A 21,771-nucleotide genomic window follows, 5' to 3' on the forward strand; every position below is an offset into this window, starting at 1 on the left:
CTCGAAACCCCGCCAGACTCCCTGACGTTCTGAAAGGACCACGCGCATGTCGCCCAACTGCTCTGCGGTGAGCAGGTCGTCACCGCCGACCGCGGCGACCTGGTCGTCGTACCGCCCGGTCTTCCACATGCCTTCGCCGCCGCGCCGGGAGCGGACGCCGACATCCTCATCGTCATCACCCCTGGGGTCGAGCGGTTCGAGTACTTCCGCCACCTCGAGCGCATCGCCTACGGGAAGGTGCCACCGGAGAGTCTGCTGGAGGTCCAGGAGCTCTACGACACCTACTTCGCAACCAGCGCGAGCTGGGAGGACGCCAGATCCGGGCGCTCTTGATTCGCGGGACCCGGTCAGGCAAGCCAGTCGTACGACGTGCCGAGTCCCGAGGCGCGCGCTGCGTCGTAGGCCAGCCAGCTCAACGCGAGGTCCTGCCACGGCAGGCCGACCGGCGCGTACACCGTGACCTGCTCCGGCGCCGATCGACCGGCAACGCGTCCGGTCAGCACCTCGCCGAGGGTTCCGGCGGCTTCGTCGGGGCCGAGCCCGACGTTGCCCAGCGCGCCGGCAGCGACCGCGAGGTCCACGTCGTCCACGAACACCCGGGCATGCCGTAACAGGTCCGCCGTCAACTCCGCCTTGCCCGGTTCGTCGGCACCGAGCGAGCTGAGGTGCGTCCCGGACGGCACGTCGGCCCGCGACAGCAGCGGCGACCGCGCCCAGGTGGCGAGCACGACGATGCCGCACCGCCGGGCCACCTCGGCGGGGTCGGCCGCGACCACGACCTCCACCGCCGCGCCGTCCCCGGTTCCCCTCCGAACATGTGCCTCACCGAAAGCGCGGGCCCGATCCGGATCCACGTCGTGCACGGCCAGGCCGCGCACGGTTCGCAGAACGGACAGCCCGCGGACCACGAGGTCGGCCTGCGCACCGGCGCCGACCACGCCAACCCGGGCGACCTCCGGCCGGGCCAACAGGTGCGTACCCAGCGCGGCCGCCAGTCCGGTTCGCCACGCGGTGACGGTCGCGGAGTCCAGGACGGCCAGCAACTCGCCGGAGCCGAGGTCGTGCAGGCACACCAGGCCGCGCAGGGCGGGCCGTGCACCGGGGAACTTCGCGTTGACCTTCACGGTGTACGCCGGAACGCCGGGCACGAGGCCCGGCATCAACGCGGTCGCCGTGCCCGGCCCGGGTAGGTCGGTCCGCACCCTGCGCGCAGAGATGTCCTGCTCCCCGGACCCGCCCTCACCGGACCCGCCCTCACCGGACCCGCCCTCACCGGACCCGCCCTCACCGGACCCCACCGTCGCGAACCCGTGCCGCAGCGCGTCCAGGCAGGTGGGCACGTCGAGCACACGCTCCAGGTCGGAGCGGCCGAGCAGCAACGTCACCGGCCAAGTGCACCACAGGAGCTGACCGGAACCACCACCCGAACCAGTACCAAACCGGCGCCGCGACCCGAAGCGCCCGGCCGAGCCCCACCCCTCGTCGCGACCGGCGGGACAGCGCGTGGAAGGCTCGGACCGTGCAGAGTTCCGCCCAGACCCAGAACAGCACGGCACAGCGGCCGAGGTCGGCGGGCGCCGGCGGCACCGGCACCGACCTGGCCGAGTCGGTACGCCGCGAACTCGCGAAGGTCGTCCGCGGCGCGGTCCGGTTCGACGCCGGCTCCCGCGCGATGTTCTCCGTCGACGCCTCCAACTACCGCCACATTCCGGTCGGCGTCGTACAGCCGGTCGACGTGGACGACGTACTCGCCACCGTCGACGTGTGCCACCGGCTTGGCGTGCCGCTGCTTCCGCGCGGCGCAGGTACCAGCATCGCCGGTCAGGCGGTCAACACCGCGGTGGTCATGGACTTCAGCCGGCACCTCGACGCGATCGTCTCCGTCGACCCGGACCGGCGGCGGGCCCGGGTGCAGCCCGGTGTGGTGCTGGACGACCTGCGGAAGGCGGCGGCGCCGTACGGCCTGACGTTCGGACCGGATCCGTCCACCCACAACCGCTGCACGCTCGGCGGCATGATCGGCAACAACGCCTGCGGCTCGCACTCGGTGGCCTGGGGCAAGACGGTCGACAACGTGGCCGAGCTCGACGTCGTACTCGCCGACGGCACCCGGCTCACCGCCGGCCCCACCAGCGAGGACGAGCTGACCCGCCTGTGCGCCGACCCGGGCCGGGTGGGCCGCCTCCATCGCGACCTGCGCGCGGTACGGGACACCTACGGCGACCTCGTGCGTACCGAGTTCCCCGACCTGACCCGCCGGGTCTCCGGCTACAACCTCGACCAGCTCCTGCCCGAGCAGGGCTTCCACCTCGGCAGGGCGCTGGTCGGCACCGAGGGCACCTGCGCGACTCTACTCGAGGCCGAGGTGGACCTGGTCGAGTCGCCGCCGGTGCGGGCGCTGACGGTGCTGGGGTTTCCGGACCAGTTCGTGGCCGCCGACAACGTCGTACCGCTGCTAGATCTGCGCCCGCTCACCATCGAGAGCGTCGACTCGAAGATCGTCGCCATCGTGCGCGCCCGCAACCCGTCCAACCCCGCCCTGGAGGCGCTGCCGGACGGAGGCGCGTGGCTGTACGTCGAGACCGGCGGCGAGTCGGTCGCCGAGGCCGAGGCTCGCGGCCGGGAGGTGGCCCGGGTGATGGCCGGCCACGGCGCGACCAGCGTGGTGGTGAGCGATTCCGGCCGGATGAAGGCGCTGTGGCGGGTACGCGAGGACGGCGCCGGCAGCACCACCCGGCTGCCGGACGGCAGTGAGGCGTACCCCGGCTGGGAGGACGCGGCGGTCCCACCGCAACGGCTCGGCGGCTACCTGCGCGGCTTCGACGCTCTGCTCGCCGAGCACGGGCGCCAGGGCATCTACTACGGTCACTTCGGCGACGGCTGCATCCACGTCCGGATCGACTTCGACCTGCTCTCGAAGGAGGGCGTGGCAGGGTTCCGGCGGTTCATGGAGGAGGCGGCCGACCTGGTGACCTCCCACGGCGGCTCGCTGTCCGGCGAGCACGGCGACGGGCAGGCCCGGGCCGAACTCCTCGACCGGATGTATCCGCCCGCGATCCTGGATGCGTTCGAGAAGTTCCGGTCCGCATGGGACCCGGCCGGCCTGATGAACCCCAGGCGGATCGTTTCGCCCGCCAAGCTGGACGAGGATCTGCGGGTGTTCGTCGCACCGCCCACCATCCGGGCGGACACGACGCTGGCGTTCTCCCACGACGAGGACGGCTTCTTCGGGGCGACCCGGCGCTGCATGGGCGTGGGCAAGTGCCTGTCCGCCGACGGCGGCGTGATGTGCCCGAGCTACCGCGCCACCCGGGAGGAGAAACACTCCACGCGTGGCCGGGCGCGGCTGCTGTTCGAGATGGCCAACGGTGAGGTGGTCAAGGACGGCTGGCGTTCGGAAGAGGTACGCGAGGCGCTGGACCTGTGCCTGTCCTGCAAGGGCTGCAAGACCGACTGCCCGGTCAACGTGGACATGGCGAGCTACAAGGCGGAGTTCCTCAGCCAGCACTACAAGGGACGCGTGCGACCGGCTTCGCACTATTCGATGGGCTTCCTGCCGCTGTGGCTGCGGCTGGCCGCACCGTTCGCCCGGCTGGCCAACGCGGCGACGAAGGTCCGGCCGCTGGCCGCGCTGGCCAAGCGGCTCGGCGGCATCGCTCCCGAACGCACCATCCCGGAGCTCGCGCCGACGACGTTCGTACGCCGCTTCCGGTCCCGTCCGGCGCCTGCGCTGCCGGCGGACGCGCCGCGGGTGCTGCTGTGGCCGGACTCCTTCACCAACGCGTTCGACCCCGACCTCGGCATGGACGCGGTGGCGGTGCTGGAGTCGCTGGGCTACCGGGTGGAGATCCCGGACAAGCCGGTGTGCTGCGGACTCACCTGGGTGTCGACCGGCCAGCTGGGCACCGCCAAGCGGGTGTTGCGCCGCACTCTGCGCACGCTGCAACCCTGGCTTGACGCCGGCATCCCGGTCGTGGGGCTGGAGCCGAGCTGCACGGCGTTGTTCCGCGGCGAGCTCACCGACCTGCTGCCCGACGAGCCGGCCGCGGCCACGCTCAAGGACCGGACGCGCACGCTCGCCGAGGTGCTGGCCGAGCACGCCGACCAGCTCGACGTACGCCGGCCGGGCCAGCGGGCGCTCGTGCAGGTGCACTGCCACCAGCACGCCGAACTCGGCTTCGTCGCGGACCGGAAGGTGCTCGGCGCGCTCGGTGTGGAGGCGGAGGTGCTCGACTCCGGATGCTGCGGCCTGGCCGGCAACTTCGGCTTCGAGAAGGGCCACTACGAGGTGTCGATGGACTGCGCCGAACGCAAGCTCCTACCGGCGGTGCGGGCGGCCGACTCCGACGTGGTGATGCTCGCCGACGGGTTCAGCTGTCGTACGCAGGTACGCCAGGCAGGCGAACGCGAACCCGCCCACCTCGCCCAGCTGGCCGCCCGCGCCCTCGGCGTCGGCTCCGCCGCCTCCGGCGAGGCGGATCCGTCCGCCCCTCGCGGCTGAGTCAGCGCCGGGGCCCGACCCGGGCCAGGTCTGGTATGTCGATCTCCAGTGGCCACGGCTGCCGGGTGCTGAAGGTGTCGGTCACCGGTGCGGGCGAGTTCACCGGCGTTGGCGAGGAGTGAGGGTGGGCGCGGTGAGCCGGGGTCGTTCGGCGGGACGTGGCGTGTGCGGCGGCTTGGCCTCCAGCTCGGCCATCGCCACCTCGATCGCCCGGTCCAGCTGTGGGTCCCTCCCTGCGCGGTAGTCCTGCGGCGTGATGTCGACCTCGATGTCGGGGTCGGTGCCGTAGTTCTCCACCCGCCAGCCCACGTCGTCGAAGGCGAAGGAGTGCTCGGGCTGGGTGGTGACCGTACCGTCGGCCAGGGCGTGCCGGGGCGAGATGCCGATCACGCCGCCCCAGGTGCGCTTGCCGACGAGCGGCCCCAGGCCCAGCATCTTGAACGCGTGGCAGAAGATGTCACCGTCGGAGCCGGCCCACTCGTTGGTGAGCGCGACCAGCGGACCGCGCGGCGACTCGTAGGGGTACGGCTCGGGCTCCAGCCAGCGGGAGAAGTCGTAGCCCAGCCGACGCCGGGCAAGCTTCTCCAGCAACAGCCCGGAGACGAAGCCGCCACCGTTGAACCGCACGTCGACCACCAGCGCGTCCCGGTCGTACTCGCACAGGAACCCGCGGTGGAACTCCGCGAACCCCCGGCTGCCCATGTCCGGGATGTGCAGGTAGCCGACCCGGCCGTCGGTGTGCTCGGCGACGTAGGCGCGGTTGGCCTCCACCCAGTCGCGGTAGCGGGCGGCGCGCTCGGAACCGGTGGCCCGTACGGTGACGGTGCGCGGTGGGTCGTCGCCGCGTACGACCGTCAGCTGGACCTCCTCGCCGGCCTGGTTGACCAGCGGCGCGCCCGGCGGCAGGTGGGTGCCGTCGGCGGCGGTCCCGATCGGCTGACCGTTGACGGCGAGCACGGTGTCGCCGACCGCGACGTCGACGCCGGGCCGGTTGAGCGGGGAGGTGAAGCCGTCCTTCCAGCGGTCGCCGCCGAGCAGGTGCCCGACCCGGTAGTGGCCGGTGTCTGGGTCGAGTTTCCAGTCGACGCCGAGGAACCCCTGCGCGTAGTGCGGTCCGGGACGGTAGGCGCCGCCCATCTCGTACGCGTGGGAGGTACCGAGCTCGCCCTGCAGCTCCCAGATCAGGTCCGACAGCTCCGACCGGGTGCTCACCCGGTCGACCAGCGGGAGGTAGCGGTCGTAGATGCGGTCCCAGTCGATCCCGGACATGTCGGCCACCCAGAAGTGGTCGCGTTGCAACCGCCAGGTCTCGCGGAACATCTGCCGCCACTCCGCACCGGGCCGCACCGAGACCTTCACCCGGCCGAGGTCCACCCAGCCGGTCGCCCGCCGCGGATCGTCGCCCTCGTCCTGCGGCTTCTCCCCCGCGCGAAGCACCCGCAGCCGCTCGCCCGCGTGATAGAGCAGCGTGTGCGCACCGCGGTCGAGGGTGAAGTCGGACAGCCCGTCGATCAGCCGGTCGGACTTCTGCGTCTCGAAGTCGTAGACGTCGAGGACACCGCCGCCCTCGCGGTGTCCCGGCCCCTCCGGAGGGCTCTGCAGCGGCCAACTGGAGTACAGCACCTTGCCGCGGATCCCGGCGACCCGCTCGTAGCGGCCCTCCGGCACGGGGAACGCGACGACGCGGTCCGGGAGTCCGTCCACGTCGATCTCGACCGGAGGCACGTGGTCGTGGGAGACGTCCTCCTCCGCCTTGCGCTCCTCCTCCGCCTTCTTCTGGGTGGCGGCCGCCTCGCTGACCACCGGCCGGGGCTCGGGCACGAACGGTGAACCGACGGACGTGCGCAGCGCCAGCGCGTACGGACGGGTGCCGAGCGGGAAGCCCGCCTCGAACTGCAGCGCGTCGAACACCGGCACGAAGTCGCGCTGGCCGAGGAAGTAGAGGTACTTGCCCTCCGGGTCGAAGCTCGGCGAGTGGTCGGCAAGCACCGGACGCGACGCCGGCCAGGTCTCACCGCTCTCGACCCGGCACAGGGTGATCGCGCGGACCTTCGCGCTGCTCGGCCGGGAGTACGCCAGCCACCGGCCGTCGGGCGCCCAGGTGATCCCGGTGATCGAGCCGTGCGGCGTCTGGTCCAGCGGGCGGACGGCCGGGGGGTCGGCGGCGAGGTCGACCAGCAGCACCTCGTTGCGGTGGTTGGTCACCGCCACCTGGTCCGCGCGCGGTGACACGGCGAGCTCCACGACGCGGCCGAGGTCGAGGTCGTCCAGCCACCGGGGCGGCGCGCTGCCGTCGGCGGTGAGGACGACCAGGCGTTCCTCCGGGCGGTCGTCGCTGGCCAGGGCGACCAGCCTGGCGTGGTCGTTCAGCCAGGTGAGCAGCCGGTGACGAACGCCGTCCGGCTCGCCGTGCTGGCGGACCGCCCCCTCCCAGTGGGCGAACGAGAACGCCTTCCCCCGGGTGGTGATGGCCAGGTCGCTGCCGTCGGGCCCGAGAGTGGCCGAGTCGAGGTGGTCACCGGCATGGACGAACTGCCGGTTGCGTTGCGTACGGGAACTCCCGAACTCCACCGGGACCTGACGCGGCTCGTCCTCGGCGGGGTCGAGGAGATACAGGTCGCCCGCGTGGTGGTAGACCAGCCGGGCACCGTCGGAGGAGAGGTTGCGGGCGTAGTAGTCGCCGTGGTCGGAGTGGCGGCGCAGGTCGTCGCCGTCCGGCGTACAGGAGTAGACGTTGCCGATGCCCTCGTGGTCGGACAGGAAGTAGACGCGGTCACCCACCCAGCACGGGCTGGCGAGGTTGCCGGGCAACGCGACCAGCGGGCGGAACTCGCCGGTGCCCTCGGGGTCGGTCCACAGCCGACCGGCGGTGCCGCCGCGGTAGCGCTTCCACCGGGCCGGGTCGGCGGTGTTGCGGCCGAGGACGACGCCACCCGCCGCGCCGAGCGCGATCGACTGGGCCTGGCCGTAGGGAAGCTCCGCGGACGGGCCGCCGTCGGCGCCCACCCTGCGCAGGCGGTATTCGTCGACGGGCCGGCCGGTGGTGCTGGCGTAGACGATGGTGTCGGCGTCCAGCCAGCCGGCGATGCCGGCCCGCGCGGCCTCGAACGTGAGCCGCCGGGACGTGCCGCCGGCCGCCGGCATGACGTAGACCTCGCCGGGGCCTTCCTCCTGGCCGACGAACGCGATCCGGGAGCCGTCCGGTGACAGCCGGGGACGGCCTGCCTCGGCAACTCCCGCGGTCAGCCGGAAGGCCCGGCCACCGGTCGCCGGCACACTCCACAGGTCGTCGTCGGCGCAGAACACCACCGTGTCGCCGCTGATCGTCGGGAACCGCAGGTATCCGGTGTTGCCGCTGTAGCCGGTCTCGCCCATGCCTGGATGACCCCCTGTCGAACGACTGTGGTCCTCGGGTTCCGTCCTGGGACGGACCCTCCGCCCGCGTCGTCGCCGCGGCGCGGGAGTTTCCGAGCCTATGCCGTCACTCCGACACCCGTGATCGGCATGTCCGCGGGAGATGGATCGGCCGAACGTGGGGGACGAGGCCGGGCGGGATGCGCCGACGGGCAGGCGAGTGCGGCACGTGGACGGCGTTCCCAGCAGGAGGTGGGCGGAACAGAGTACCGGCGAGACGCTCCCCTCCAGCGTCTCGCCGGCACGACCCCCCGTCACCGCTTGCCCGGCGCGACAGCGGCCGGACTCCGTACGAACAGGTCAGTACGGAATCCGGCCGCGTCGCCCCGTCCCCCGAAAAGTGGCGCGGCCGGGCCTCCCGATCCCGACCGCGCCGTCCCCCCGACGTTGGCTTGGCCGAGCCCCCCCGCTCAGCCGCGCCGCCCCCCCAGTTGCTGTGGAAGAGCATGCTGGCTCGGCGTCAACGGAGCGTGAACAAGGTACGGAGCGTCAGGGCGCCTCCGTCAACTCAGTGACTTGACGTCACCGTCACGGCCGGGCGCGAGGCTGTTCCGCGTTCCGGCCGATCGTCGGCCGACGTCAGGAGGAGCACGTCCACATGTTGGGAGTTTCGCCCGCCCACGTCCTTGGCAGACCGGCAGAACCGGTCTACGGCGAGGAGGCCAGGCGGCTCGTCGCAGGTCGCCGCGTCCTCGTCACCGGCGCCGGCGGCTCGATCGGCGGCGAGATAGTCAGGCAGTTGTCGCGACTGGGAGTAGGCGAGCTGTTCTTCGTCGACAACGACGAGTACGCGTTGTACTCGCTGCAGCGGGAGTTGTCCGGCACCGCACTGCTGGACGACTCGCACTTCGTCCTGGCGGACGTCGCCGACGAGGCGAAACTGAACCGCGTACTCGCCTGGGCCCGGCCGAGCATCGTCTACCACGCGGCTGCGCACAAGCATCTGCCGTTGCTGGAGAACTCCCCGGAGGCGGCCGTGCGGACGAACGTCCTCGGCACCGCGGTCGTGCTGCAGGCGTCGGTCGCACACGGGGTGGAACGGTTCATCAACATCTCCACCGACAAGGCCGCCCGGCCCACCTCGGTGCTCGGGATGTCCAAGCGGTTGGCGGAGATGGTCGTCGCCGACAGGGCCGGCTCGGCCGACCCCGGCATCACCGTCGCCTCGGTGCGCTTCGGGAACGTACTCGGAAGCCGCGGTTCCTTCGTCGAGACCCTGCGCTGGCAACTCGCCGCCGGTCGGCCGGTCACCCTCACCCACCCAGGGGCTTCGCGCTACTTCATGACCATCCCGGAGGCCGCCGGGCTGGTCATCGAGGCGTCCGTGCTGGCCCAGGCCGGCGAGACGTACGTGCTGGACATGGGTGAGCCGGTGCGCATCCTCGACCTCATCCAGCGGTTCGCCGCCCTGTCCGGCATGCCCGAACCTCCGATCGTGGTCACTGGTCTGCGTCCGGGCGAGAAGTTGCACGAGGAGCTGTTCGACCCGTCCGAGGCGCAGAGGCCCACCGCGCACCCCCGGATCCGGGAGGTCGACGTGGCCGAGAACGGTGCCGCGTCCTGGGCGGCGATCAGGTCGCTGTGCGCCCGGGCCGCCACCGCCCGCCCGGACGAGGTACGCCGGGCGATGGCCGAACTGCTGGCGGGCGCCGACCTCGCCGTCCTGGCGAGCTGAGGGCCGGAAGCCATGACAACGAGCCTGGCCGCCCTGTCGGCCGCCACCCTGACAGCCGCCCCGACAGCCGCCCCGACAGCCTTGGTCTTTCTCGCGGTGGTCGCCGTGCCGGTCCTCGCGGTGGCCGTGGACGCACTGGCGAGCCTGCGGGCTCGCGGGCGGGTCTACGCGTTCGCCGGCACCCGGGTGAACTCCGACTTCGAGGTGCTGGTCCCGATCTGGGGCAGCATCCGGTACCTGGAGAACGCCGACCACCTCGCGGCACACGGCAACCGGGTGGTGCTGTGCACGCCCGCGGGTGAGAGCGACGACTTCTACACCGACCTGTACGCGCTGGCCCGCGAGCACGGGTTCCGGGTGTTCGTCGCGTCGTTCACCGCTCCTCGGACCGGCGGGCGCCGGGCCACGTCCGGCACCGTGCGGGACCGGCTGATCCGGGACGCGCTGAACCTCGTACGCGCGAGGTACGTCGTTCCGCTCGACGCCGACACCACGACGGCACGGCCGCTCGAGGTCCTGGTCGGCGAACTCGAACGCCAGGGCGCCGATCTCGCGTCGGTACGGCTCGTTCCACTCAACTCCGACACCCTGCTCGCGAGACTCCAGCACTATGAGTACCGGCTGGCGATGCAGTTCCGCTTCCTCGCGTCGTGGCTGGTCTCGGGCGCCTGCCACGTGGCCCGCACCGAGGTCCTCACCGACGTGATGAGCCGGCACTCGCTGTTCTTCCAGGGCAACGACGTGGAGGTGGGCCTGATCGCCCGCGCCCTGGGCTACCGCGTGGCGCACATCCCGTTCGAGGTGCCGACGACGGTGCCCGGCTCGCTGCGGGGTTGGCTCCGGCAGCGGCTGGCCTGGGCCGGTGGGGAGTTCCGGCTGTTCGTGGTGAACGCGCGGTTCGTGACCCGGCACCCGTGGTTCTGGGTGTACGGCGGCGTGGTCACCATCGCGCTGGCGCCGTTTCGCTGGCTCGCGCTGGACGACGCGGCCGCGGGCGTGGCCCTGGTGTCGTCGCTCACGGTGGCGCTGGTGTTGTACGTCGTTCTGGTGGCGTACCTGCACTGGGACCACCGCGGGCCCGCGCTGTTTCTCGTCCCGTTCTACATGACGTTCGTCAGTCTGGTGATGCCGCTGCTCGGCGGCCTGTGGTACGTGCGGATGGCGTGGCAGGACCGCAACCTGGGCGTCATCCGGCCGCACCTGGTGCGAGTCGAGCCCAGGGCAGCCGAACCCGAAGCCGGTCGGGTAGGGCAGTACGTCTGAGTCGCCCGCCGTGCCGCCGTGCCCCAATGCCCCCGTGGCCCCGGGCCCGAGGACTCGCCGGCTCAGCCGACCGGGCGCTCGCCGACGGCGTTGGTCCGCGGCGCGGACGCCGTGGCGGATTCCGCTGCCCGGGCCAGATGGTCCAGGCCGGCCGAGCGGAACGCGCGCCCGGCGGCCGCCGCCGCGAGCCGGGCGTCCACCCAGGACCCCGCGGCGGCGAGATGCCGTGCTCGGTCGAGCTGGGCCCGGCCGGCGAGCAGGACGAGGCCGGCCGACTCCGCGACGTGCGCGGCGAGCGCACTGGCGCCGGCGGCCGCGGCGGGCCGGCCGTCCGCGGTGCGGATCGCGGCCCGGGCAAGCAGCCGCCAGCAACTCTCCCGCGCCAGGTCGCCCTCGGACCCGATAGCCCAGTCGAGCAGGTCGAAGTACTGGTGCGCGGCCCGCAGGTCGGCCGGTGACCGCAGCACCACCAGCCGGGCGGCGGCCTCGGGCACCATCAGGATGCAGCCGTCCTCGGTCGCCTGGTCCAGCAGCGACTGGGTGACCCGGGCGGCGTCGTCGAGCCGGCCGAGCGCGATCAGCAGGTCGGCCCGAGCGCTCGCGTGCAACTGCGTCAGCAGCGGCCCGGACGCGGCCGGCAGGTCCACCCGGTCCGCGATCTGCGCGGCCTCGAGGTCGCCGCGTTCGGTGTGGATCCGGACCCGCGCCCACCCGAACGACGGGTCGTCCTCGGGCCGTGGATACGCGGCGAGGTACTCGGCCCACATCGTCTCGAACGCAGGGGACCCGGCGTCGTGCGCGGCCAGGCAGCGCATCAGGTTGATCCGGCCGAGCAGGGACGGATGGATGCCCTCACCGGCGGCCAGCTCCGCCGCCTCCGCCAGCGGTCGTTCCACGACGGTCGGGCTGCCCAGCACGACGTCGGGAAGGTTGGCGATCAGCAGGGCCTGTGCCCGCAGGTCGGGACGGGTCGCGAGCGCGAGCGCCTCCCGCGCCAGGTGCCGGCCCTGGTGGAGCCTGCGCCGGGGGAACGCCACGAGGCGGGCGAGCAGCAGCCGCGCGTGTGTGCCGACGTCGGCGTCGCCTGCCCGGTCGGCCTCCTCCAGAGCGGCCCGCAGAACACGCTCGGCCTCGGCGGTCGGCGGCGAGCCGGGTTCGATCCCGAACTCGCCGTTGCCGCCGGCCGGAGGCGGTGCCGGAAGGTGCTGGACGGATCGGCCGACCCCGTCCGGTCCGCCGGGGGCGATCAGGCCGCCCCCTCCCGCCGGACCGGCTTCGCGGCCGGGCGGGTCGTCCAGGGACCGCAACTTGCGGACGATCCGGCCCTCCACCGGCAGGTCGTGCGCACGGGCGATCCGCAGCGCACTCGCGTAGGTCTCCCGGGCCTCCTCCCGCCGGCCGATCCTCGCCTCGGTGTCGGCGATCCGCTCGTCCAGGTCGGCGCGGTCGAGGGCGTCGGAGTCGGACGGGCCGAGTGCGCGGGCGCGCAGGAGGAAGTCCCGCGTCTGCTCGAGGAGACCTTCGGCCGCCGCCTCGTTGGCCGCGTCCACGGCGGCCAGGTAGGCCAACTGCGGCTCGCCGGCCCGCAGCCAGTGGTGCACCCGCTCGCCGGTCGGGATCGGGGCCTGCGCGGCGATCCGGCCGTGCAGGCGCTGGCGCACGGTGGGCCGCAACCAGTACCGGACCGCCGACCGCCGCAGCGGGTCCCGGAACGCCGCCGCGCCCCGGGCGTCGCGGACCAGCAGGCCCAGGTCGATGAGCCGGTCGAGGCGCGCCTGCACCCGGCGGCGTTCGGCGGCGTCCGCCGCTCGCCCGCCGGCCGGGTACGCGCTGCCGACCGCGGAGCCGGCCGGGGTGCCGGGGTCGGCGGCCTGGCCGTCGGGCCGAAGCAGCGGTACGAGGAGTTCCGGGCTCAGCGGGCGCTCCAGCAGTGCGGCGTACTGCAGAACCTCCAGCGACTCCGCGTCGAGCTGGTCGAAGGCCCGGGCGAGGATCGACTGCGGCGCCGACTGCGGCGCCGGCTTCGGGACAGACCCCCAGGCCGAGCCGCCGTCGTCGTACCCGTCCCCGGTCCGGCCGACGGGATCCTCCACGTCCGGCAGCGTGGGTACGCCGAGTTCACGCGCGGGCATCAGCGCCAGGCCGTCCGGAGTGGAGACGATCCGCCCCAGCCGCGACCAGGTGTTCAGCGTGGCCATCGCCCGGCCGGGCAGCCCGCCGCTGACCTTCAGCAGCTCCGCGACCAGTGCCTCGGCCGGCGCACCAGCGAGCAGGCCCTCGGCGAGCTCGCTGATCTCGGCCGCGTCCAGGGGAGGCAGGTCCAGCCGGTGCACGCGGTCGGCCTCGGTGCCGTCCCGGTGCACGTAGAGCAGCTCGCAGGTGTCCCTGGCGGTGCCGGCGACGAGTACGACGACGACCGGGCCGGTCGCCCGGAGCACCGCCCGGCACAGGGAGTTCCGGTACGCCGGCGGGGCGTCCTCGCTCTCCCGGAGGAGCACGACGGCCGGCGCCGAGCCGGACATCGCGGCGGCCAGGCGTTCGGGCGCCTCGCCGTCCTCCGGTCGCCGGTCGAGGCTCGCCACGATCCGGTCGACCAGGTCGGCTCGGCCGGCGTTCGGGCCGTCGCCGTCGGCGCGGACCAGCCGCACGTCGAGGGCCCGGCACACCTCCGCAACCAGCGCGGACCGGCCGACGCCGGGCTCACCGCCGAGGTGCACGATGCTCGGCAGGCCGTTGGTGACGGTGGACCGCACGATGTCGCCCAGCCAGCGCAGCTCCGCCGTACGCCCGACGAACGGGCACTCGGTGTGGGTCACCGGGTCGGCCGAGAGCAGATGAAGATGTACCGCCCGCGTCTGGGGCGAGGGGTCGGCCCCGAGCTCCTCGGCCAGGACCGCTCGGCATCGCTCGAACGCGCGCAGCGCCCGCGCCGTCTGCCCGAGGCCGCCGTAGCCGTACATCAGGGCGCGGTACGCCCGCTCGGACCAGCTGTCGATGGCGAGCACCCGGGACGCGAACTCCACGGCGTCGTGCATCCAGCCCAGCGCGACCGCGGCGTCCGCGGCGTCCGACAGCAGCGACAGGTAGGCCACCGCGAGCCGCTCCCGGTGCTCGCTCGCCCACACCGAGTCGACGTCGTACGCGCGGAAATCGTCGACGTAGAGCGCCTCCGCCTCGCGGGTGGCGGTCAGGCAGTCGGCGTGCCGTCCCTCGCGGTATGCCCGGGCGGCCTCCGCGGCGAGCCCGGTGAACGCGACGGCATCGACCCAGGCGTCCAGCAGCACCAGTCCACCGGAGCGGCGGCCCACGCAGTCGACGCCGACGGCCTTGCGAATCTGGGACGCCGCGGTGCGCAGGCTCGCCCGGGCCCGGTACTCGTCCACCGAGGGCCAGAGGGTCTCGGTCAGCGTCATGGCGGGGACCGGCTCACCCGCGTTCAGCGCGAGCAACCGGAGCAGGTCGGTGGTCTTGCCGGTGCGCCACGCACCGCTGGGGACGATGGAGCCGTCGGGCCGCCGGACTCGCAGGGGCCCGAGCAGGCGCACCTCGATCCGATCGACGCCGAGGTCTCCGCTTTCCAGCAGGCCTGTCCCCATGCCACCCCCATGGCGCAGACGATGCAGTTCTTGTCCGAAACGGCTTTGCCCGATGAGTGTCGGTCTCTTTCAGCTTGATGATGCTATTCGCCGGGGCTCCCATACGCAGATTCGCGCGAGCCACCCAGTCTGGTTGCCCGATGGCCCCAACCGGCCACGTCCCCAAACCAAGCGGCAGGCATCGGGAACAACGAGCCGACGCCGGGAACGTCACGGGGCGGAACGCTCCGGTCGCACGAACGGCCGGGATCGGGCGTACGACCGTGGCGGATCCGAGGTCGGGCGCGACCCTGCGCGGGTCACGACAGCGGGGTCACGACAGCGGGGTCAACAGCGGAGTCACGACAGCGGGCGGTACAGGTCGGCCTGGAAGCGGTAGGCGTCTCCGCGGTAGAGCGTGGTGCCGCACAGCACCGGCAGGTCGTCGGTGTCGTAGGTGACCTCCGAGCCGACCAGCACGGGCGCGCCGACCGGCAGGTCGAGCAGCCGGGCAGGCTCCCGTTCGACCGCGTGCGCCTGGACTGTGTAGGAGCTTCGGGCCACCGTCACTCCGCACAGCGTGTGCAGTGCCTCGTACAGCGACCGGTCGGTCAGGTCCGCGTCGGCCAGCGCGCCGGCCCGGTCAGCGGCGAGGACGGTGGTGTCCAGGCAAACGGGCGCATCGTCCAGTCCGCGCAGCCGGCGGACCTCCAGCACCTTCGACGCCTCGGCCATCCCGAGCCGCTGGGCCTCCTCCGGCGTGGCCGGACGCGACGTGGTACTCAGCACCCGCGACGTCGGGCGAAGGCCGCGCGCCCTCGCCATCTCGGTGAAGCTCTGCAGCACGCTCGGCGGTTCCCCGACCATCCGCCGGGCGACGAACCAGCCGCGCTGCGCGGAGCGTTCGAGCTGACCCTCGCCGGCGAGGCGGGCAAGGGCCTGGCGCAACGTCATCCGGCTGACGCCGACCTGGGCGGCGAGGTCGCGTTCGCCGGGCAGCCGGGTCCCTTCGGGGTAGACGCCGCGTCGCAACGCGTCGGCCAGCTTGGCGTACGCCAGTGCCGCCGCGCTCTCGTTCGTACTCATCGCCGAGTCGCTCAGGTGGCCAGGAACGCCGGGGGCGGCGCGGTGGTCCGGAGCCGCTCGTACACCGCCGGTCCGAGATCGACGCCGGCGTCGGCCAGTGCGTCGAGCACCGCTCCGGACACCGGGGGCACAGTGGCAAGACGCGGCCGGGCGGCCGGGAAGACCCGCGACAACGCGTCCAGCAGCGCGGCGGTCACCGGCGAACCCGGCGCACACAGCACCGGTCCGGCGAGCACGACCGGTACGCCGGCGCCGCCGTCCGCGCCGTTCCCACCGCTCCCACCGTCCACGGGCACCGCGTCGACGGCGAAACCGACCCGCCGGGCGGTGACCCGGGCGTAGTCGGCCAGGTGCCGACCCTGGTCGCGGACCAGCGTCGCGGCGACCTCGTCCCCGTCGCCCGCCGCCGCGACCACCTCCCGCGCGGCGGCGGCCTGCCGAGCCCAGCCGTGGCCGGTCTCCCGCCCGGTGAACGAGTGCAGCAGGGCCTCGACATCGGTGGCGCCGAAGAACGCCAGCAGCCGCGCCGTCAGCGTCGTCGCCGGCCCGAGGTCGAGCTCGGCCCGGTAGACCGCGCGCAACGCACTTCCCACCAGACCGGAGGCACCGTGCGCGTCCTGGATCCAGAAGCTCATGCTCCACTCCGTACCCGTCGGACCGCGTCCGGCGACCGCCGAGCCGGTACCAGCGATCACGGCGACGCCGGCCCCGTAGTCACGGCGTCCAGCCTCACCGGCAGCCGGCTCGGCGCCGGCTGGTCCCCCACACCGAATGGCCGCGAACCCGTCGTTGAGCACCGACGGTGCGTGCAGGCCGGGCAGCCGCCGGGCCAGCGCGTCCATCCAGTACGCGTGGTCCTCCGGCCAGTCCACCCCGGCCAGCCGGAACGCCGACGCACGCACGTCGGCCTCCCGCGCACCGGCCGCTGTCAATGCTTCCTTGACAGCGGCGACGACCGCGTCCACGGCGGCCGACGACGACTCCGCGCCGTAGATGTCGCCGTTGCCGGACCGGCCGTACCCGACGACACGACCGTCCTCGTCGCACAGCAGGGCGACCGTCTTGCTGTTCCCGGCGTCCACGCCGAGGTGCAGTGGCTCCATCTACGGCAGCAGCCGCTCGGGCAGGTGGGCGGCGTGGGCGTACGCCATTTCGGTGTACAACTCCTCGGCCACCGGCAGGGAGGGCACCAGCGGGTGGGCGGCCAGCGCGCGGACCCCGTCGTTCCGGTCACCTTCCCAGCCCGCCTTGGCGGCCAGCACCTGGTGTTCGGCCAGCGCCTGGACCAGCCCTCGGACCGCGTGCGGAAGCGGTTGCTGCGGAAGCGCCCGGAAACCGTTCGCGTCGACGTGGGTCGGCACCTCCACCACGACGTCCTCGTCGAACCCGGGCAGGACGCCGCCGGTGTTGGGCAGGTTGACCGGGAGCACCTCGCCGGTGTCGTTGTAGAAGGCGTTCATGGCGTCGATGGCGAGCTCGAGCTCGTGGATGCCGCCGCGCGAGCGCGCCGGGTCGAGCTCGGGCGCATCCGACGTCGCCTGCTCGGTGTAGTGCCGCCAGTACCCCGGCACCTCGGCCAGGATGTCCTCCGCACGGGTGGTCGGCTTGCCCTGCAGCTGACGCAGCACCTCGTCGCGGAAGTAGTAGTTGAGGAAGTAGTAGGACGGCACCGACTCCATCGTGACCGCGAGCTGCAGCAGCCGCTTGGTGTCCGCGCCCACACTCGGGTCGTCGCGGCGCGCCTCGTAGGAGTCGCGCAGCAGCGGGATCAGGTCCTTGCCCTCGTAGGTGTGCTCGGTGCTCCAGCAGTTGTGGTTGATCCCCACCATGGTCGTCCTCACCAGGTCGGGGTCCAGGCCCGCCGCCTCGGCGACGCCGCGCGGGAAGATGATCGGGCCCTCGCACAGTGACACGATCGGGATGTCGGTGTAGCTCGTCATCGCCTGGGCGACGATGTTGACCGGGTTGGTGTAGTTGAAGATGCGGGCGTTCGGCGCGACGGCGGCGAGGTCGTCGGCGACGGCCTTCATCACCGTGATCGACCGCAGCGCCATGAAGAAGCCGCCGGGCCCCTGCGTCTCCTGGCCGATCACGCCGTGCTTGAGCGGAATCCGCTCGTCGAGGGCGCGGGCCTCGAAGCCGCCGGGGCGGAAGCTGGAGAGTACGGCGTCGCAGTCGCGCAGGCCCTCGCGCCGGTCGGTGGTGGCGGTGATGGTGAGGTCGAGGCCGGCGTTGCGTGCCATCCGCTCGGCCAGCTGCTTGATCAGCGCCAGCCGGTCGGCGTCCAGGTCGACGAGGACGACCTCCGACCCGTCGAACTCCGCGCCGTGGTGTACGAACGACGCCATCGTCCCGGCGGCACGTGTCGAGCCGCCACCGAGGTAGGCGAGTTTGATCCGGGCCATCAGTGGTCCTCCGAGTTTCGTACTGTCTGGGACTTCTCGTGAGCCGCGAGGGGGCGTCAACCCGACGTTGCGGGATCGTCGTGGTGCCATTCCTCGCGACCGATCAGCGGGTGCGCGGGATCACCGCGGCCGAGCCCGACGGCGGCCGCCAGGTCGACGTACAGACCGGGGTCGTCACACTCGCTGACGATCGTGGCCGGCCACGCCGGGTCGTAGCGGTCGGCCGCGGCCACCCGGGCGGCGGCACGCGCCTTGTCCGCGCCGTGCACGATCATGACCGCCCGGCGGGCCTGCGTACGAATGGTGGCCACCCCGACGCCGACGCCGTGGGTCGGCACCCGGTCCAGCGTCCGCAGGTGTGGGAACGTCACCAGGTTGTCCCGGCGGGTGCTCTGCGCGAGCGGCACGATCCGGGTCACCGCCTCGGCGGGAGTTCCGGGCGGATTGAACGCCACGTGCCCGTCGGAGGCGCCGGAGGCCAGGATGAACAGGTCGATGCCGCCGGCCGCCGCGAGTTGCCGGTCGTACGCGGCGGGGTCGGCAGGGTCGGGCACCCACAGGTGATCCTCGCGTACGCCCCGGCCCGGGCCCGCGGCGGCGGAGAGCGCCCCCGCGATCACGTCCCGGCCGAAGCCGCGACAACTGTGCGCAAGGTCGTCGGGGACGCTCCTGAACGAGCCGCGTGTGGGCCCGGCCTCGACGTACTCGTCCATCATCACGATCACCAGGCGGGACAGGTCCAGCCGCCGGATGCACACCTGGTCGGCGAGCGCGGCGTACGTCGTCATCGCGCTGCGCCCGCCCGGGCAGCCTAGGAGATAGCGCCGGCCTCTGGAGTTCGCCGCCTCGATGCCATCGGCGATCTCGGCCGCGAGCGACCTGCCGAGTGCGTCGGCGTCGGTGAAGAGCGTCGGCCGGATCCGCACGACACACCACCCTCTCGGCTTCCCGTACCGCCACGTCTTGTCACCGCCGTTCGGACCCTAATTGGTCCAACTGGTCTATTCAAGCCGGAAGGAGTGGAAAGGATCACTTTGGTCTCAGCCGTTGTTCAGGTTCCTTTTGGTGTCCGCTCAGCCGTGGTCGGTTGGGTGGCGGCGATGCCTTCCCCAGCGCCGCCTCCCGCCCGGACCGCCGACATCTCGACGAAGGACGCGCGCTCCGCGACCGGCGCGGCTACCCCACCGCTCGATCCAGCTCCAACATCGGCTCGACCGTCGGCCCAGGCTCGACCGTCGGCCCAGGCTCGACCGCTCGACGTCCGCAGCGCGGGGGTGGACGGGCTGCGCGCGGTCGCGGCCGGCGCGGTCATCGCCTGTCATTTGCGCCCGGACCTGCTGCCCGGCGGCTCGGTCGGCGTGGACGTCTTCTTCGCCATCAGCGGGTTCGTCATCACCACGCTGTTGGTCGACGAGTTCGAACGGACCGGCCGGATCCGGCTGCGGCGCTTCTACACCCGGCGGTTCCTGCGACTGGTGCCGGCGCTGATGGTGCTGTGCGGACTGGTCGCGTTGCTCGCGCTGGCGACCCCGCTGCGGGCGTTCGAAGGACAGTGGCTGGCCGCGCTGCTGGCCGCGACCTACGTCGCCAACATCGTCCGGGCCGGCCAGTCGGGCTCGTACGACAACACCATGGGATCCTTGCCACACACCTGGTCGCTGGCCGTCGAGGAGCAGTTCTACCTGGCCTGGCCGATCGCGCTCAGGGCGCTGCTGGGCAGGCTGACGTCCCGGGCCGTACTCGCCGTCGTCGGCGCCCTCTGCCTTGCGCCGACGGTCCTCCGGCTGCTGATCTGGGACGACGACGCCGCGCACCGCATCTACAACGGCTTCGACACCCGCGCCGACCAGCTCCTGGTCGGCTGCCTGCTCGCCCTGGTGCTGTGGCACCTGCGCGACGACGAGGCGGCGCTCGCCCGGATCCGCACCTGGGCCGGCCGGCTGGCCTGGGTCGCCGCGGCCGTGCTCGGCCTGGTCGCCTGGCGGCTGCGGATCACCGGCTGGGTCGACGGGTGGACCCCGGCGTGGTACACCTTCGGATTCCTCGCCGTCGCACTGCTCACCGCCACGGTGCTCGCGGTCCTGGTGCTGGACCGGCGTCACCCGTTGAACCTGCTACTGGCGCTGCCGCCGCTGGCCTGGGTGGGGCAGCGGCTCAGCTACGGCCTCTACCTGTGGCACTACCCGATCCTCGCCTACTCCGGGACGCTGCACCTGGTGCCGCAGGTCGAGGCGATGCTGGTCGTCGCCGGGGCGTTCGTGATGGCCGGCCTGTCGTACCTGGTGGTCGAGCGTCCCCTGCTGCGCCGCAAGCAGAGGTACACGTCGGCTCGGAGTCCGTACTGCGCTGTCGAGGGCGACGTCGGGTGCGAACCGCCGGGACGGCGACCGGCGCGATCCGGTGATTACCGGCAAGCGGAACTCCGGCGGAGACTGGATTCGTGCGGCTGATCCTGAACGTCATCTGGCTGATCTTCGGCGGACTGGTGCTGGCACTCGGATACGCGGTGGTCGGAGTGGTTCTGTGCGTCCTGATCATCACCATTCCGTTCGGGGTCGCGGCGTTCCGGATGGCGAACTTCACCCTCTGGCCGTTCGGCCGCACGCTGGTGGACAAGCCGGGTGCCGGAGCCGGATCGCTGATCGGCAACGTGCTCTGGCTGATCCTCGCCGGCTGGTGGCTGGCCCTCGCCCACATCGTCACCGGTGTCACGCAGTGCCTCACGATCATCGGGATTCCGCTCGGGCTGGCCAACTTCAAGCTGGTGCCGGTCTCGCTGTTCCCGATGGGCAAGCAGATCGTGGACGTCGACGACCCGATGGCGTTCACCCAGCGCTGAGGCCGGGCCGGCCGAGGCCGGACCGGGCGGATCGAGGCCGGACCGGGGCAGATGGGCAGACTGAGATCGGTCCGGATAATGGATACGCGCCGTCGTACCCGGCTGGTAGCTTCCGACACCACACCTCAGGCAATCCGACCCCGGAGCTCTTTTGAAAACCCGCATCCGCACGTTCTCCATCGACTGCGCCGACCCGTACACGCTCGCGCAGTTCTGGAGCAAGCTCCTCGACGCCCCGCTCGGCGAGGAGGACTTCCCCGGTGACCCCGAGGTCCTGGTGCAGCTGCCCGAGGGGCCGCCGCTGCTGTTCATCCAGGTGCCCGAGCCGAAGACCGTGAAGAACCGCCTGCACATGTGCCTCGAGCCGGGGACCGCCCGCGACGTCGAGGTCGAACGCGTGCTCGAGCTCGGCGGCACGATCGTCGACGACCGGCGCAACGCCGACGGCACCGGCTGGGTGGTCTTCGCCGACCCTGAGGGCAACGAGTTCTGCGTCCTGCGCAGCGAGGCCGAGCGCGCCGCGACCTCCTGATCGGGCCCAGCGCATTTGCCCGACCCCCGAAAACTCCCGCGGACGACGACAACGGGACGGTGACGCGGATGCGACCCGCATCCGGTGAGGTGCTCCACTTCTCCGAGAACCCCACGATCGAACGGTTCGTGCCGCAGGCCGTGGCGACCAGGCCCGACGAGCAGCCGTACGTCTGGGCCGTCGACGCCGAACTGGCGCCGGCGTACTGGTTCCCGCGGGACTGTCCCCGGGCGATGGCATGGGCCGGTGCCGGTACGACACTCGCGGACCGGGAGCAGATCCTCGGCCCGGGTGGCGGGGTCCGGGTGCACGCGGTCGAGTACGCCTGGCTGGAACGCATCCGCACCGTCCGGTTGTACGCTCTGGGACACGGTGATCTCCAGCACCCTGGAGTTCAGCGGCATCCGGCTGCGTAACGCCATCCCCCGTACCACGCCAACCCGGACCTGACGAACGCCAACCTCGACTTGACGAACGCCAA

General features: G+C 72.5%; 15 protein-coding genes. 8 read left to right on the forward strand and 7 right to left on the reverse strand.

All coding sequences use genetic code 11. From position 1 onward, the window contains the following. The first annotated feature begins 57 nt into the window (after nucleotides 1-57). Nucleotides 58-333, forward strand: a complete 276-nt coding sequence (locus BLU27_RS31115) for an AraC family ligand binding domain-containing protein (protein ID WP_197681877.1) — start codon at nucleotides 58-60, stop codon at nucleotides 331-333. A 14-nt stretch (nucleotides 334-347) separates the two neighbouring features. On the opposite strand, the gene BLU27_RS05200 is transcribed toward BLU27_RS31115, so the two are convergent. Continuing rightward, nucleotides 348-1,385, reverse strand: coding sequence for an ornithine cyclodeaminase family protein (locus BLU27_RS05200; protein WP_092651046.1), 1,038 nt, complete (start codon nucleotides 1,383-1,385; stop codon nucleotides 348-350). Nucleotides 1,386-1,519: 134 nt separating this feature from the next. On the opposite strand from BLU27_RS05200, the gene BLU27_RS05205 reads away from it, so the two are divergent. Then, nucleotides 1,520-4,501, forward strand: a complete 2,982-nt coding sequence (locus BLU27_RS05205; RefSeq protein WP_092651048.1) for an FAD-binding and (Fe-S)-binding domain-containing protein — start codon at nucleotides 1,520-1,522, stop codon at nucleotides 4,499-4,501. A gap of 99 nt (nucleotides 4,502-4,600) precedes the next feature. Here the strand turns inward: BLU27_RS05205 and BLU27_RS05210 are convergent, their stop codons facing one another. Further along, on the reverse strand, nucleotides 4,601-7,876 hold the full coding sequence (locus BLU27_RS05210; RefSeq protein WP_092651050.1) for a S41 family peptidase: 3,276 nt from the start codon (nucleotides 7,874-7,876) through the stop codon (nucleotides 4,601-4,603). A 637-nt stretch (nucleotides 7,877-8,513) separates the two neighbouring features. Here BLU27_RS05210 and BLU27_RS05215 point away from each other — a divergent pair. Further along, on the forward strand, nucleotides 8,514-9,590 hold the full coding sequence (locus BLU27_RS05215; protein WP_092651052.1) for a polysaccharide biosynthesis protein: 1,077 nt from the start codon (nucleotides 8,514-8,516) through the stop codon (nucleotides 9,588-9,590). A 12-nt stretch (nucleotides 9,591-9,602) separates the two neighbouring features. Next, the gene (locus BLU27_RS05220) at nucleotides 9,603-10,853 is read left to right on the forward strand and encodes a glycosyltransferase family 2 protein (protein WP_092651054.1); all 1,251 of its coding nucleotides are present in this window, start codon (nucleotides 9,603-9,605) and stop codon (nucleotides 10,851-10,853) included. Between the two features lie 62 nt (nucleotides 10,854-10,915). Here BLU27_RS05220 and BLU27_RS05225 read toward each other — a convergent pair whose 3' ends face one another. The 5 genes from BLU27_RS05225 to BLU27_RS05245 form a co-directional block, all read right to left on the reverse strand. Beyond that, nucleotides 10,916-14,449 carry an ATP-binding protein gene (locus BLU27_RS05225; RefSeq protein WP_092651056.1) on the reverse strand — a complete coding sequence of 1,178 codons (3,534 nt, stop codon included), beginning with the start codon at nucleotides 14,447-14,449 and terminating at the stop codon, nucleotides 10,916-10,918. Between the two features lie 339 nt (nucleotides 14,450-14,788). Continuing rightward, the gene (locus BLU27_RS05230; protein WP_092651058.1) at nucleotides 14,789-15,514 is read right to left on the reverse strand and encodes a GntR family transcriptional regulator; all 726 of its coding nucleotides are present in this window, start codon (nucleotides 15,512-15,514) and stop codon (nucleotides 14,789-14,791) included. Between the two features lie 11 nt (nucleotides 15,515-15,525). Then, on the reverse strand, nucleotides 15,526-16,617 hold the full coding sequence (locus BLU27_RS05235) for a BadF/BadG/BcrA/BcrD ATPase family protein (RefSeq protein WP_092651060.1): 1,092 nt from the start codon (nucleotides 16,615-16,617) through the stop codon (nucleotides 15,526-15,528). Continuing rightward, a complete protein-coding gene (locus tag BLU27_RS05240; RefSeq protein WP_092651062.1) occupies nucleotides 16,618-17,919 on the reverse strand; it encodes a family 4 glycosyl hydrolase in 1,302 nt (433 codons plus the stop codon). 56 nt (nucleotides 17,920-17,975) lie between these two features. Continuing rightward, nucleotides 17,976-18,845 carry a 6-phosphogluconolactonase gene (locus tag BLU27_RS05245; protein ID WP_092651064.1) on the reverse strand — a complete coding sequence of 290 codons (870 nt, stop codon included), beginning with the start codon at nucleotides 18,843-18,845 and terminating at the stop codon, nucleotides 17,976-17,978. Between the two features lie 348 nt (nucleotides 18,846-19,193). Here BLU27_RS05245 and BLU27_RS05250 point away from each other — a divergent pair, with 348 nt between their 5' ends. The 4 genes from BLU27_RS05250 to BLU27_RS05265 all read left to right on the forward strand — a co-directional run bounded on the left by BLU27_RS05250 (nucleotide 19,194) and on the right by BLU27_RS05265 (nucleotide 21,706). Beyond that, nucleotides 19,194-20,369, forward strand: coding sequence for an acyltransferase family protein (locus BLU27_RS05250; protein ID WP_241827790.1), 1,176 nt, complete (start codon nucleotides 19,194-19,196; stop codon nucleotides 20,367-20,369). Then, nucleotides 20,360-20,758, forward strand: a complete 399-nt coding sequence (locus BLU27_RS05255) for a YccF domain-containing protein (RefSeq protein ID WP_172804877.1) — start codon at nucleotides 20,360-20,362, stop codon at nucleotides 20,756-20,758. Before BLU27_RS05250 ends, BLU27_RS05255 begins: the two co-directional genes overlap by 10 nt. A gap of 151 nt (nucleotides 20,759-20,909) precedes the next feature. Next, nucleotides 20,910-21,290 (forward strand): VOC family protein, encoded by a 381-nt coding sequence (locus BLU27_RS05260; RefSeq protein WP_092651066.1) that lies wholly within the window; start codon nucleotides 20,910-20,912, stop codon nucleotides 21,288-21,290. A 68-nt stretch (nucleotides 21,291-21,358) separates the two neighbouring features. Beyond that, entirely contained in the window at nucleotides 21,359-21,706 is a 348-nt protein-coding gene (locus tag BLU27_RS05265) for a DUF6886 family protein (protein ID WP_241827791.1), read from the forward strand. Nucleotides 21,707-21,771: the final 65 nt, after the last annotated feature.

This window comes from Actinopolymorpha singaporensis, from assembly GCF_900104745.1.
GTDB lineage: Bacteria > Actinomycetota > Actinomycetes > Propionibacteriales > Actinopolymorphaceae > Actinopolymorpha > Actinopolymorpha singaporensis.

Coding starts and splice junctions, on each gene's coding strand:
- BLU27_RS05265 (WP_241827791.1), top strand. CDS start 21,359: ATGCGACCCGCATCCGGTGAGGTGCTCCACTTCTCCGAGAACCCCACG.
- BLU27_RS05235 (WP_092651060.1), bottom strand. CDS start 16,617: ATGGAGCCACTGCACCTCGGCGTGGACGCCGGGAACAGCAAGACGGTC.
- BLU27_RS05230 (WP_092651058.1), bottom strand. CDS start 15,514: ATGAGTACGAACGAGAGCGCGGCGGCACTGGCGTACGCCAAGCTGGCC.
- BLU27_RS05215 (WP_092651052.1), top strand. CDS start 8,514: ATGTTGGGAGTTTCGCCCGCCCACGTCCTTGGCAGACCGGCAGAACCG.
- BLU27_RS05240 (WP_092651062.1), bottom strand. CDS start 17,919: ATGGCCCGGATCAAACTCGCCTACCTCGGTGGCGGCTCGACACGTGCC.
- BLU27_RS05225 (WP_092651056.1), bottom strand. CDS start 14,449: ATGGGGACAGGCCTGCTGGAAAGCGGAGACCTCGGCGTCGATCGGATC.
- BLU27_RS05220 (WP_092651054.1), top strand. CDS start 9,603: ATGACAACGAGCCTGGCCGCCCTGTCGGCCGCCACCCTGACAGCCGCC.
- BLU27_RS05210 (WP_092651050.1), bottom strand. CDS start 7,876: ATGGGCGAGACCGGCTACAGCGGCAACACCGGATACCTGCGGTTCCCG.